The 13,463-nt window shown below is 57.2% G+C and carries 13 protein-coding genes and 2 tRNA genes; 1 reads left to right on the forward strand and 14 read right to left on the reverse strand.

Annotation, left to right across the window (positions count from 1 at the left end):
* Window positions 1–990: 990 nt before the first annotated feature.
* The 5 genes from ACZ6ZO_RS12350 to ACZ6ZO_RS12370 form a co-directional block, all read right to left on the reverse strand.
* Window positions 991–3,447 carry an MMPL family transporter gene (locus ACZ6ZO_RS12350; protein ID WP_465292972.1) on the reverse strand — a complete coding sequence of 819 codons (2,457 nt, stop codon included), beginning with the start codon at window positions 3,445–3,447 and terminating at the stop codon, window positions 991–993.
* Window positions 3,448–3,503: 56 nt separating this feature from the next.
* A tRNA-Ser gene (locus tag ACZ6ZO_RS12355) sits at window positions 3,504–3,594 on the reverse strand.
* A gap of 42 nt (window positions 3,595–3,636) precedes the next feature.
* Window positions 3,637–3,813: a CsbD family protein gene (locus ACZ6ZO_RS12360; RefSeq protein ID WP_182387144.1), complete on the reverse strand. Its 177-nt coding sequence runs from the start codon at window positions 3,811–3,813 to the stop codon at window positions 3,637–3,639.
* A 12-nt stretch (window positions 3,814–3,825) separates the two neighbouring features.
* Window positions 3,826–4,308 (reverse strand): tRNA adenosine(34) deaminase TadA, encoded by a 483-nt coding sequence (tadA, locus tag ACZ6ZO_RS12365; RefSeq protein ID WP_232843348.1) that lies wholly within the window; start codon window positions 4,306–4,308, stop codon window positions 3,826–3,828.
* Window positions 4,308–4,766 (reverse strand): tRNA adenosine deaminase-associated protein, encoded by a 459-nt coding sequence (locus tag ACZ6ZO_RS12370; protein WP_182387145.1) that lies wholly within the window; start codon window positions 4,764–4,766, stop codon window positions 4,308–4,310. Before ACZ6ZO_RS12370 ends, tadA begins: the two co-directional genes overlap by 1 nt.
* 48 nt (window positions 4,767–4,814) lie before the next feature.
* On the opposite strand from ACZ6ZO_RS12370, the gene ACZ6ZO_RS12375 reads away from it, so the two are divergent.
* Entirely contained in the window at window positions 4,815–5,807 is a 993-nt protein-coding gene (locus tag ACZ6ZO_RS12375; RefSeq protein ID WP_182387146.1) for a prephenate dehydrogenase, read from the forward strand.
* A 91-nt stretch (window positions 5,808–5,898) separates the two neighbouring features.
* On the opposite strand, the gene ACZ6ZO_RS12380 is transcribed toward ACZ6ZO_RS12375, so the two are convergent.
* The 9 genes from ACZ6ZO_RS12380 to ACZ6ZO_RS12420 all read right to left on the reverse strand — a co-directional run bounded on the left by ACZ6ZO_RS12380 (window position 5,899) and on the right by ACZ6ZO_RS12420 (window position 13,383).
* Window positions 5,899–6,396, reverse strand: coding sequence for a ferritin (locus ACZ6ZO_RS12380; protein ID WP_465292976.1), 498 nt, complete (start codon window positions 6,394–6,396; stop codon window positions 5,899–5,901).
* Window positions 6,397–6,491: 95 nt separating this feature from the next.
* Window positions 6,492–6,564: transfer RNA gene (locus tag ACZ6ZO_RS12385), tRNA-Arg, on the reverse strand.
* A gap of 1,154 nt (window positions 6,565–7,718) precedes the next feature.
* The gene (locus ACZ6ZO_RS12390) at window positions 7,719–8,114 is read right to left on the reverse strand and encodes a hypothetical protein (RefSeq protein WP_465292978.1); all 396 of its coding nucleotides are present in this window, start codon (window positions 8,112–8,114) and stop codon (window positions 7,719–7,721) included.
* Entirely contained in the window at window positions 8,098–8,484 is a 387-nt protein-coding gene (locus ACZ6ZO_RS12395; RefSeq protein WP_465292980.1) for a hypothetical protein, read from the reverse strand. The genes ACZ6ZO_RS12390 and ACZ6ZO_RS12395 overlap by 17 nt, the downstream gene beginning before the upstream one ends.
* A gap of 47 nt (window positions 8,485–8,531) precedes the next feature.
* Complete coding sequence (locus tag ACZ6ZO_RS12400; RefSeq protein WP_465292982.1) at window positions 8,532–8,786, reverse strand: holin; 255 nt, start codon at window positions 8,784–8,786, stop codon at window positions 8,532–8,534.
* Entirely contained in the window at window positions 8,786–9,607 is an 822-nt protein-coding gene (locus ACZ6ZO_RS12405; protein WP_465292984.1) for a peptidoglycan recognition protein family protein, read from the reverse strand. The genes ACZ6ZO_RS12400 and ACZ6ZO_RS12405 overlap by 1 nt, the downstream gene beginning before the upstream one ends.
* A 558-nt stretch (window positions 9,608–10,165) precedes the next feature.
* The gene (locus tag ACZ6ZO_RS12410; RefSeq protein WP_465292986.1) at window positions 10,166–11,338 is read right to left on the reverse strand and encodes a phage tail fiber repeat family protein; all 1,173 of its coding nucleotides are present in this window, start codon (window positions 11,336–11,338) and stop codon (window positions 10,166–10,168) included.
* A 29-nt stretch (window positions 11,339–11,367) separates the two neighbouring features.
* Window positions 11,368–12,510 carry a hypothetical protein gene (locus ACZ6ZO_RS12415; RefSeq protein ID WP_465292988.1) on the reverse strand — a complete coding sequence of 381 codons (1,143 nt, stop codon included), beginning with the start codon at window positions 12,508–12,510 and terminating at the stop codon, window positions 11,368–11,370.
* 3 nt (window positions 12,511–12,513) lie between these two features.
* The gene (locus tag ACZ6ZO_RS12420) at window positions 12,514–13,383 is read right to left on the reverse strand and encodes a hypothetical protein (protein WP_465292990.1); all 870 of its coding nucleotides are present in this window, start codon (window positions 13,381–13,383) and stop codon (window positions 12,514–12,516) included.
* Window positions 13,384–13,463: the final 80 nt, after the last annotated feature.

Below are 13,463 nucleotides of genomic sequence, written 5' to 3' on the forward strand. Positions count from 1 at the left end.
GTAACTCTCATCTTGTACCGGCCAGGGCCCCTATATGTTGTGCCACCCCGACATATCACTTCCCGCTAATTACGCACTCCAGATCCGGATGAGCCAGTTTGTCAAAATATCATTGCGATGAAGTATACCAGCGAAAATAGTCATCGCACCCAATATAAGCGGAAAAGCGCGGCTACCAGCAATGGAATATTCCACAAAAACCAATGGCAGAAGAAAAGAGAAACTTCCACAGACCGAAGCGATCAAACATAAGACAAACGTGATTAAACCATATCGAGAAAATAGTATAGTGAGAGCGAATTTGAGATCCGGAACAACGACCAAATGCCAAGCTTTGCTTTTCACCAGTGCTTTGGTTGTCAATATTAGGCAAGCGAGAAATTATCAGAGCACATAGAATCCTCGCACACACATTAGAAACAATGGAAAATAAATACAAATATTCATTCAATGAAAATATTGCAGAAACCGCAATTATTGATGCCATACCAGTGGCTAAATAGGAGACAAATCTGAGTTTACTCCGAAAGTCTGCTGCACCGATTGAAGATCCACGTTTCCCAACGAGCACAATGTATTCTGACCGTGCTGGAAGATACAGCGAAATAAAAAGAACGCTGAAAACATCGAAGACATTAATACAGCTTGATCAGTGCCCCTCAATGCTGGAATGAGCGATGCAGCAAACCCAAGTTGCCCCAACATCATCAGCTTCTTGGCGCTAAATCTTGAAGTAAAAGGGACAAAAAATCGATTTCCACACAACAACCCCAGGGGGCCCAGCGATCAAAACCGCAGATATTGCGCGAACCGAAACGCCCCGTTCCGAAACTAATGAATAATTAAAGAGAAGTGGCATCAAACTTCCACCCAAACTACCCATAAAGGTGGAAAGCATTAACACCTTGGTGATCTTTCCGGGCATCAGTTCAGCGGATGTGGCCATTCAATCCTCCCGTTTACGGGCTTGCGGTTTCCCCAAGGAGAAACCTAACCCCGCGAGGCCCGCAGCTCCTCCACCTGCAGGTCCGCGAGGCGTTCGGCCTCGAGGCGGCGCCGCTCCCATTCTTTCTCCAGCGCTGCGCCCTCCACGTCGAGGTGTGGCAGGATCTTGTCGAGCCAGCGTGGCATCCACCAGGTGGCACGTCCCATGAGGAACATCGTGGCTGGTACGAGACCCATGCGGACGAAGAAGGCGTCGAAAAGCACGCCGGCGCCGAGGGCGAAGCCGAAGATCTTGATGAACGGCAACGGCTGGTCGATGAACGCCACGAACACGGCGATCATGATGAGTGCCGCGGAGGTGACCACGCGGGAGCCCAGCGTGTAGCCCTCGATCACGGACTCGTCCACCGCGTTATAACGCGAACCCGGCGATGAAGAACCGCCGTGGTGGGAGTAGTATTCGCGCATTCGGGACACCAGGAACACCTGGTAGTCCATCGCCAGGCCGAAGGTCACGCCGATGAGGAAGATCGGCATGAAGGAGATCAGTGGTCCCGGAGTTTCCACAAGGCCCCAGAGCCCTTCCTGCCAGAACAGGACAGTGACACCGAAGGCAGCGCCCACGGAGAGCAGGAACCCGAGCCCCGCCACGACGGGCACCATAACCGAACGGAACACCATGAGCAGCAATAAAATTGCCAGGCCCACGACGACGCCTAGGTAGATAGGCATGGCGTCGCTAAGCTTCTGCGTCACGTCCCGCTGAATCGGGGTGAGGCCGGTGATGCCAATCTTGATACCCGTCGACGCCTCCGCCTCCGCCTGCGAAGCCCGCAGCGAATGCAGCAGTTTGGTAGTCATGGGATCGTTCGGGCCAGCGTACGGCGTGATCACCAGCTGGGCCGCCGTCCCCGACTCCGACAATCCCACTAGCTGAACGTGCTTCACATCAGCGTTTGTATTGAAGCGCTCCACCACGTAGGAAAACGCCGCAGCAGTAGCAGCCTTCTTCGCATCAAAATCGTCCGGGTTCATGTCCCGCTGCGCCCGGATCAGCGGTTGCAGCGCGGGCGCATCCGGGTTCACATCTTCGGCATCCACCACGCCGAGCATGAGGGAGTTTTGTCCATCGCCGAACCCTTCCGTAAGTAGATCCGCAGACTTTCGCTGCGTGCTTGACAGCGACGACGTCGAATCGTTCGGCAACGCCAGCTCAAGTCGCAGCGCTGGGACCGTCAACGCTCCCAGCCCAAGGACCACCACAGTGAGGACCAGCGCAGGAACCTTGTGCACAAACGTCACCCACGCATACCCCTTAGAAAGCCGGGTGCCCCGGCGTGGCTCCTCCCCTGGCTTGCGAGGATTGCCAGCCAGCCACGGAATCTTCACGCCAAAGGCAAACTTGCCTATCACCCCGAGCAGCGCCGGAACCAGCGTGAGCGCCACCAACACCGCAATGAACACCGTGAACGCGGCCGCCAATCCCATGTATGTGAGGAAGGGGATCCGAACGATCGACAGCGCAATCAGCGCAATGATCACCGTCAGACCAGCGAACACCACCGCGGAGCCGGCAGTACCCGTCGCGATGCCGGCGGCATCAGCGCGGGGAACCTTGCGATATTCCGCCCGATACCGAGCCAAAATGAAGAGCGCATAGTCAATGCCCACTGCCAACCCCAGCATCACCGCAAGCACCGGCGTGGTGTTATTCAGCGTGGTGAACCGAGTGGCCAGGATGATTGCCAAGGAGCCGATACCGATACCTGTCACAGCAGTAATCAGTGGCAATCCTGCCGCCACGATCGAACCAAACGTGAAGGTCAACACCACAAAAGCCACGCCCAGGCCTACGGCTTCCGAGGTGGTCTTGATCTCGAGCGGATCGCCAAATCCGGCGCCGCCCCCTTCCACAATCAGACCGGCTTCGCGCCCAATTTCCATCGCCTCGCGGACTACTTGACGATGGTGATTCGTCACGTCCGCAGGGGATTCCACATCAAAGTTAAACGTGGTAAACCCAATCCGACCGTCCTTGGACATGAGGGAGAGGTTCTCGGCGTCGGCACGCGCGGTTTCCTCCGGTATGCCTTGGGCCGTTTCTTGCTCGATAATCCCCTGCTGTATCTTCGGGTTGAGCGTCACCGGGTTGCCGAACCGCATCGTGTCTTTTCGGTCCGGGATGCCCGCTTCAATGTGCTTAATTACATCGTCTATCGCGCTCACGTAACCCGGTTCTGACAACCGATGCCCTTCCGGCGCAGCGAACACAATGTTGACGCCTGCATCGTCGAGCGGGTTTTTCCGGTCGGGAAAATTCTTGATCAACAGCTCAGCCGCGTCTTGGGACGGGGTGCCGGGGATCGCGAACTTATCGTCAAAGCCCTTTTGAAACGTCATCGCCGAACTGCCCACAGCTGCCAGCAGCACGAGCCAGATCGCAATCACCGCCCATTTGCGCTGAAAGGACCACTTTCCGACATGGAACAAGAACTTTGCCATGCCCTCGACTCTATATGTAAAAACGCCCTGGAAAAACTCCAGGGCGTTTTTGAAAATGGCGGTGGCGGCGGGATTTGAACCCGCGGTTGGGGGTTACCCAACAAACGCTTTCGAGGCGTTCACCTTCGGCCGCTCGGACACGCCACCGCGAACAAGATTAGCTTCCGGTGAACGCAGAAACCAAATCGCCTAGTCCTGCAGAGAACCGAGGACCTTGTTTTTGGCGTCGTCTACGGCGTCCTTGGCCTGTGCCTTTGTCTGATCAGCGCGACCTTCGTCCGTAAGCTGCTCGTTCTCGGTGGCCTTACCGGCAGCTTCCTTTACCTTGCCGACGACCTCTTCCACCTTGTTCTTAATGTCACCCATGTTCTTAACTCCTTAACTTTCGACTACGGGATCCCGAGTGTACCTATGCTTCTGAAAAAATTCACTGAGTAAAGCAGCGCACTCTTCTTCCAGAACCCCGCCCCGCACCTGCATCGGATGCAGGTTACCGGGAGCGCGGAGCACATCTACGAAGGAACCACACGCGCCGGTTTTCGGTTCCCACGCCCCGAAAATCAGCCGGCCAACCCGCGCACCCAACAATGCCCCGGCGCACATGGTGCACGGCTCTAGGGTCACAACCAAGGTGCAGTCAGTCAGGCGCCACCCATCGCCATGCACCCGTACTGCCTCTCTAATGGCGAGGATTTCCGCGTGGGCAGTCGGATCCAGGTCGGTTTCCCTGCGATTCGTGCCGGTTGCGAGTTCGCGGCCGTGGGCGTCGTAAAGCACAGCACCGACGGGCACGTCAGCCTCCGGGGTGGTGGCGGCGACCTCGAGGGCGCGGCGCATCATGTTTTCAAACTCAGGCAGCATTAATACAGCTCTGCGAGCTCGTCGCCGAAACCCATCTCGTCGGCGATCTGTTGCAGCTGCTCAGAGGCCCAGGCCTCGGTGTCATCAATGATGACTGACACGATCTGTTCGCTTAAGCCCAGGTCCGCGAGCAGGTCGAAGTCCCCTTCGGCGTACGGCTCGCCGTCTTCCGGATCTGCATTAATCAGGTCGAGGGCGGAGGCGGCAAAGTCGTCATCCAGCGCTGCTGTGGCATCGGAGATGAGGAGCTTCACGCCACCCGGGGTGGGGCGCACGATGATGAAGTAGTCGTCCTCCACGCACAGCATGGCGAAGGCTGGCCCCTCGGCCCGGAGGCGACGCACCGCGGTCACGGCGTCGCTCACATCGCGAAAATCGTCATCGTATTCGGCGACTTTCCACACGCCAGCAGCCTGGGTCACGGTGACCGCGAAGCTTGGCTCTTCATTCGTGCTCATAGCTTGTAACCGTAGTCGCACTTTTGCATTTTGTGCCACACTTGGAGGGTGACTATTTCGAAGATTTCTCGACCAGTGTGCATCCTCGGCCTTGGCCTCATCGGTGGCTCGCTCCTGCGCGATCTTTCCGCCCTCGACGTCGAGGTCTTCGGCTTCAACCGTTCCCCTTCCGGCGCCACCGCAGCGCAGGAAGAAGGCTTCGACGTCACCACCGACCTCGTCGCCGTCCTCGAGCGCGCCGCCACCACCGACGCGCTCATCGTGCTCGCCACCCCCATGCCAGCAATAGCCTCGCTTCTCGACGCCATTGCCACCCACGCACCGAACTGCGGTTTCACGGACGTCGTATCCGTCAAAGCAGAGGTGTACTCCCTCGTCTGCGACCGCGGGATGGCAGACCGCTACGTCGGAGGACACCCTATGGCCGGCACCGCGGACTCCGGCTGGCCCGCTTCCATGACTGGACTTTTCAAAGGCGCAGCCTGGGTGGTCACCTTCGACCACGCCTACGACGATCCCACCGACACCTGGATCTCCCTCTGGATCGACGTCGTGCACCTCGCCACCCTCGTCGGCGCGGAGGTCATTCCGTCCCGAGTATCCGCGCACGACCAAGCCGTCGCCCGGATCTCGCACCTCCCGCACATCTTCGCCGAGGCCCTCGCCATCACCGGCGACAACGGCGGCGCACTAGCACTATCGCTCGCAGCAGGCTCGTTCCGCGACTCCACCCGCGTTGCCGGCACCCACCCCTCACTCGTGCAAGCCATGTGCGAAACCAACCGCGACGCCCTCCTCATCGCCCTCGATGAAGCGCTCGAGCTGCTTTCCGACGCCCGTGCCCACCTCGCGTCACCCGAAAACGATCTCAGCCTCCTCATCGACACCGGCTACCGCTCCCGCATCCGCTACGAAGCACGTGCCGCCGGCAGCTCCGGCATCTCCGGCCGCCCCATCCTCCGTCTCCACCCCGGCGCGCCAGGCTGGGTCAGCCAGCTCGAACAAGCCGAGAATCTTGGGGCCCGGATTGATGTGTTCTAGTTAGACCCCCGGATTTATCGTACGGATGGGACGTTTTCGGCCTAAATCATCCCATCCGTACGCTCGATTTGCGGGTTTATTACTTTTATTACTAGGCGCTGCGCGCCGCCTTCATTTCTGCGTCGATGCGCAGGAGGCCGGAGCCATCCTCACCTACGATGCGCAGGCGATCCAGGATCTCCTTCACCATCGCGACCTCATCAACCTGTTCGGCGAGGAAGGAATCGATCAGTGGGCGGGAGTCGTAATCCTTAGTTTCAAAACCAAGCTCAGCCAGGTGGCGGATCTTCGCAGAGATCTTCTCCTCGTGTGCCAACGCTGCTTCGAACACCTCCACAACAGTGGTCGCCGCGATCTGAGGCGCTGGGATGGACTGCACCTGAGGCACCACATCGCGCGCTGCCAGGTGGTCAGCGAACTGTTGCGCGTGCAGGTTTTCCTCGGCGGCCTGCGCGCGGAGCCAATCGCGGATGCCGGAAAGGCCCAAACTGTCAACAATGTAGGACAGCTGCAAGTACACCAGGGATGCCTCGAGCTCGGCGGTGACTTGATCGTTCAATGCTGCTGCTAGTTTTTCATTAATCTTCATGCTGCACAGCATACTTGAAAACGGATCCAGCTAGCAGGCGCCTGGTGCGCCAATGGCAAAACCCCCGGCCTTGCGACCGGGGGTTTCTTATGCTGTGCGCCCGGAGGGATTCGAACCCCCAACCTTCTGATCCGTAGTCAGATGCTCTATCCGTTGAGCTACGGGCGCAGCTTTACGTTGCTCGCTAGCAACGAATGATTACTCTACACACTACGGTTAACTTTTAACAAACTGACTGCTCAGACTCCTTTTTTCGGCGCCGTCCCGGCCAGAACAGTAGCAATACCACCCTCACCTTCATTGGCCTCCGGGGTTACCCCAAGAAAACATCCCCGCCCCACCAGAATCGACAGCATGGACAATACGGGTTAAGTAGCAGAAAGTGTGTCTGTTGTCCGCGATAGGTCCTGGTCAAGGTATGCAAATGCATGTTTTATGTTGCTTGAGGTCTTATAAACGCACAATCCTTGTTCAATACCGCGAGTGATACCGCTCCTGTGCTAACAGGTGCGGTCACCTAACTCCGGTAACCAAAAACCGACCCCGATGCCCCGTCTGCCTGGGACAAAAGCAAAAACAACGGCACCACTAGGTGGCGGTGCACCACCTAGTGGCGCTTCGACTACCAACACCAAAGCTGATCACACACACGCGGCAAACTTTTCGAGCCTTCCATGCTTATGCTGTCAGCTCAACCGCAAAAGCCGATACTACAGGCTCGTGAGGCATCTCCCGAAGAAGTCTGAACCGCGGGTTCACACCCCTTGTGACTTATTGATACCCTCTGCACCGCCGACCCCTACCGCGTATACGATCAGGTCTTTATCGAAGGCGACCTACACTGCAGCAGGCTGCCTACTCATCACACCCATCCTCGACCACGTAGTGTGCTCGCACTGGGACAAAAGGGAATAAAACAAGCTGGGAAACAGGCCGACCAGCCCTGTTGCGACAACGCTATCCCAGCCGAGCACTAACACAACAGTGCCTGGCCGGACATATATTTTGCTATTTAACCCGACAATACCCACCGAAGGCTCTTACTCAAGCCGCGACAACTAACACCCCTACCCCATGCGGTTCGGGGTGCACCCCACTGTGCGGCACTTTGTGCCCCACCAACAAAAACCGCCCCACACCAACCAGTTGATAAAATCAACTAAGCACGAGGTGGGACGGCATTTTTACTTGGTGCGCCCGGAGGGATTCGAACCCCCAACCTTCTGATCCGTAGTCAGATTGGAATAGCTGTCTAACAGGCTGTTTACGTTAACTGTTCCCCCAGTGTTCCTTCTAAGCTCCTGAACAACTAGGGACCGATTTCACCCATGCAACTGATAATGCGACGCCTTTAACAGCTCTTGAACGCGGGCCGGGAGATAAATCTTGATCGGTGGAACAGCATTCGCCAAAGCCTCGACCGCCTCAAACAACGTTGCCAACAGCAACCTATTATCCCGCTCCTCATCATCAAGCCGCTGTTCTAACCCCTCGACTGATTTCTTGATCGTTGAGTTCTCTTCCCGAAGGCGACTGAGCTCTTCCTTGAGCGGATCCAGCAGCACATTGAAATCCTCTCGCTGCTCTTTCAAACGCTGGGTAAGCTGCTCCTCAGAAGCTGCACGCCGATCAATGTCCCGCTTAGTGATCCAAGTAAACAGCGGAACACCCAGCACAGTAATGAGCGTCAGCAAAATCTGATTAAACGTCGGCTCCACTACCACACACCTCCCGCGGCTTCGAAAGCTCCTGCTGCACAAACGTGAGAACACACAGAATCAAAACAAGATGAATGCTCAGCGACAGCAACGTGTTGAAGCTTGGATCAATGACCATAGCGCCAACATGCAACACGACCCACACCGCCTGCACACCAACAAGCAACGCCGTGTGCTCCCTCAGCTTCCACCCCATCACCACACTGAGACCGAAAAGACCCCCTACAAGAACCCACACGGCGCCGGCGATCGCGAGCTGCCACTGCACCTCGAAAACGATCTCAAGTGCCGCGGGGATCTTGTAGCCCTCCCACAAGATCCCGGCGATGTAGACCAGCCCACGTACGACCGCTAGCCATGCGATCCCCATCAAGCACCATGGGTTTACTCGGCTTCGCCACACCATGAGATCACTCCCTAGCTCGGTGTGGAAGTCTGGGCGCGGTGTTTACCGCCACCGCCCACCAGGCTTGCAGTTTCAGGCTCACCTGCCCCAGAAGAGGCAATGGAGGTCAGCACTGACACCAATGCAGCTGTAGCAGCGACAGCAAGCGCATCCACCCAATCAGCATTAAGGATCGTCACCCCGGCGATAAACACCCCCAGCAACGCTTGCGCGAACGTCTTCACCGCACGTTCTGCGGCATCAAACCAAAAACGTGGACTGTGCATTACTTGCCCTCCTTCGGATCCTTAAAGCCGTCGAGACCTAATTTCTCGCCGATAGCCGCTAGAGCATCGACAACGGTGCGGCCCCCAAGTTGCGGCCAGCCAGGGTATTTACCAACCTCGGTAGAGCCGGTCAGCTGTGCCCGAGCATCACGCGCATGAAGCTCAGCACGCTGGGAAGCAAGCTTGTCATCATTTAAAGCCGCCTCATGGGTACGGGTGAACGCAATAGCATCACTCATTGTTTGCATCTCCTGTTTCTTCTCAAACGGTGGGTTATCGATCCACCAATTCACTTCTGCACGGAACTTGTCCATGTCGATTCCGCCGGGATCCCACTTTCCTTGGGCATCACCGGAGTACTCTTTGTGGCCGAGCAGCGTCTGTGGTGTGGCGCGCTTGCCCAGATACCACAAGATCGCGGCGCAAATCTTGCGGTATGCGTCGAGTTCAGCCTCTGGCCATGGGCTCGTGCCGTCGGAGGCTGCCTCGATGCCGATACTGACCTGGTTGGCATTGTTGGTCGGCCAGCCGGGGTAGGAACCACGGCCTGCGTGCCACGCGATACCAGCGCCGGTGATCACGGCGGTTCCGTCCCTGTTCAAGTGGATTTGAGAGCACAAACCAAGGTCTGGATGCTGGGCGATATAGCCTGGAATGTCAGTATTGGTGCCGGTGTGATGGGCGAACACTCCTTGGATGGCTCCGAAATCGCCGTGCCCTCGGGTTTTCCACCCAGGCCACTCCTGAACATTCACTCCCCAGTATCGGAGCAGATCAGGTAGGAACAGTGGGTCTCCACGATGTTGTGGGGTTGGGCGCATAATACGCTCCTTTCTTTCTTGAAGATGAGTAAGTCCCCTTTTGTCTTTATTGACTAAAAGGGGACGATTGGATGTCAGGGATTGTGGGACTCTACACCCGCTTCCAGAAACCTGCCCTCGTGCCAGGGGCGTTGTAAGGTGTCGAATAGTGGAATGACGTCGCGACCCACACAGCCCCCTCCATGGGACACAGAATCGCCTACACAATAGGCGATGTCTTCCTGCCACGGTGCGACGTCACCACCCCCACCCGTATCCGGGCGAGGCCCCGGGGCTGGAGTTGAAGCTACCAGGGAAGACCTCCTGCCAAAACCGGGAGCCTAATCGTGGATAATCCGGTGGGATACTTTGATATTGTCTTCTTTTCAGCTGGTAGTATCCGCCCCGGTAGGACACGATGTCACCAACCTGGTAAGATCCAGACTCCGACCACTCCGGGTAATCAGGGGCCACCGAATACACCTTCCGCCCCATATACCAGAGCTCCTTCACCTTCCGGCCCTGGTAGTACACGTCTTTTATTTTTCGTCCTTGGTGATAAATCGGCACTGGAACCTCTCATTCATAAACGACATGAAGCTTGCCATCAGTGGCGCGGGTATTTCCGACGGCGATCCAGCTCTCAGTTACCTGCTGCCTAAGCGCATTCACTTCAGACGAGCTAGCCTTGTCTCGCAGCTCAGACCTCGTTGCGAAATTCTGAGTCTCACGACGGAAACGACTAGAGTCCAGCTTCTCCGACAAAGCAGCTTGCAAACCCTCCACCTCGCGGAAATTATGCGAATGGGTCTTATTAGCCTTCTCGCTCAAGGCAGCATCCAGCCCCTTCACATCCTGCAGTGTGTGCTCATGCTTTTTCTCTGCTTTACCAGCAAGCTGCGACATCAACAACGACGCCACATCATCCTGTTCCGACAGCTTCGCCGCCACCTCCTGCAGCGTGTCATACGCCTCCGGGGCACCTTCAAGCAGCTTTGATACTCGTTCCTCAACCGCACGCACAGAAGCAGCCACCGCCGTCGTATCAGCCTCACTCGCCGATTTAGCAGCGGCTTCAGCAGACGAAGCTGCGCCACGAGCAGACTCAGCAGCGTTGCCAGCATCCTTCGATGCCGACGCAGCCGACTGCGTCGCCTCATCTCTAGCCGACAACACCTGCTCAGCTGACCCAACTCGATCAGCAGCAGCTTCAGCACGCTCTTTAGCCTCCTGCGCCTCAGACGCATGTTGCTGTGCGACCTCAGCCGAGGATCGCACAGTCTCTACCGATCTCGAGGCCTCGCTTGCAGATTCTGACGCAGATTCTTCTGACCGTTTCGCAGCCTCGGCCGATAACGCCGCTGCCTTCGCATCACGCGCCGTAGCCTCCTGCGCTTTCTGCAACGCAAGCGCCGACGCAGTAGCAGATTTTTCTGCCTCCACCGCACGCACTGCAGACGCCGCCAGCTCCTCAAGAACTCGACGATCGCCGACACTCACAGCCTCCGCAGCTTTCACCGCATCCTGCAGTGACATTTCACCCGTATCCGCTACCAGGATCGGCACCGACTGCACCGGAGCCCCAGCAGAGACAAGCACCACCACAGCAGGACCAGCAGCACAGGAAAAGCTCACCTGTCCCTCATCGACCGGCACCCGCTCCCGATCGGTAGTGATCACTGCGTCAGAAGCAGCACGCAACCGCGGCGCACGCACCCACACCTCGCTCACAGCTGCAGGTTTACTCGTCACGCACAGCAAACTCCCTGAAATCCTAGTCACTACGTCAAACCTCTCTTTCTTCGTTCATCAGCCAAAATCGCTGTAAAATCAATCTTCGGATGCACCACAATCGACACCGAATTAAACGCTTCGAACCCTCCGACACTCGGGGACCACGTTTGCCCGGGATATAACTCGCCAGTTTTAGAGATGCTGTACGGTGCCAACGCATTCACTCGAGCTATGAACAGCACGCTTACGCCTACCAAATACCGGTCTCGGCTAACTACAACTGAGAAGGTGTTCTTCGACGGATAACTCACCGTCGTTGGCCCTACTTTGACCGGATCCCATGAATCCACCGTCTCTGACGACTGTCGAGATAACTCAACCCAACGGCGCATCGCCTCTTGCTGCGCAGACAGCTCACTGATCTGCTGAGACTGCAACGCATCGATAAAATCCTTTTGCTGCCGCCACTTCGCTAGCGCATCATCCGCCGTTTCCTTGGCAGCATCAGCCATAGTCTGCGCGGATACGGCCTTAGCCTGCGCCCCATCTGCAGAGATCTGGGCTGCTGACGCCTGGTCCGCGACATGAGTGACACGTTGCCCCACCAAGCTCTCTTGTTTGAGTCGATCCCGACGCTCTTGAGCAATCTGACGCTCAAATTCCTTCGTTTGCTTCACCCGCGCTGATTCGTCGCCAAGCACTTGCCCGCCGATATGGACCAGCCACCCGCAGGGGTCCTCTGGAGACGCGGTTTGCTTAATGGCGGTCACCAGTTGCCCAGGAAGTACCCTCCCCCACAGTCTGACTGGGATACGATCACCCAGCTCAAAATCTACGTGCGGGGTGAGCCTACCTAAGTTCTTCGTTGGAATATCCTTTTCAAAGAACACCTCACCTGAGGCACGTCGCATCGTGTAATCAAAGATCTCTTCTACGTTCGACGAGCCCGGCTCCGGTGGCTCCACCTGATTATCAGTAGCCACGATGTCTACATCAGCACGCGCGAACCGCCGAGCGGACAACCCTGGATCAGCCTCTGCTAACGCACCCGCATAGCCTAGAACACGGCCCTCATCCAGCTTCGGTGGTTCGAAATCCTGCGGCCATGTTACATTCCAGGAACCATAGACAAAGTTCACCAGACGGCGTACGACCGTCAGCTCGCCGCCGTCAGCGACAACAGCATGCATTCTTTACCCCTCTTCCTCAACATGGTCGATACGTACCACGCCAATAGGGTGGTCCCACGTCGTTGCTACTGGCTCTTTGCCCCGGCCCGGGCGCGCCACCACCGGGTCATCACCTGGCCACCACAGCGTGACATCCACATTCACACCAGCCACGCGTGCAGGTTCGGTGACCGTGTCCCACACCGACTGGTCAGACATACGAATAGTGATCTCCGGTGAGATAGCTCCACCAGCCATATCCACTACCAGGTGAGGTGTGTCCCACTTCTGCTGGGCGCACACCGCATCTACTGAATCCTGCACAATCTCACGCAGTACCTTGACCGCAGATCCCCGCATCACATATCCGTCCGCTACGTCCGCGAACTCCACCGCACCATAATCCCGCGGGGTTATATACTTCCCGCCGGCGTCCTGCTCCCATGTCTGCACGGGGTTTACCCCCCACGTACCAGGAATACTCGGACACGGCGTCGCAGCCAGCAGACCGGACAAGTCTTGCCCAAAAATCCGTAATGTAGTCGGCTTATCCACTAGCCCCTCAGCAGTAGCGTGAGAGACGAAATACGCTTGCCGACGGCCCCGGCGCGCCACGATGATATTGCGGGCTTTTGCCATGTTCGGTACTAGCACGCCATCGTTGCTGAATGTTCCGAGGCCATCGGCGATCAGCTCTGTTACGGCGCGGTGGGGGCGTTCGCCTAGGTTTGTGGGGATGACGATCTCGCAGTCTCCGTGGTCTAAGCGGATAGACCCCGCGGTGAATTCAGTAGCGGCGGGTAGGTCGCAGATGGGGCGCCAATTTTCGTCGGCGAGTCCTATCCACTGGCCGTGGTCGTTGATGATGGCGTCGATATGTTTGGGCTGTGTCAAGTTTTGTTGACGGTTAGACCCGTTTGTTTTGGTTAGGCTGCAAGGGCCTCGGGGAGTAATTCGGGGCTGGGGGTCAGGAA

The organism is Corynebacterium sp. NPDC104732 (genome assembly GCF_055583565.1).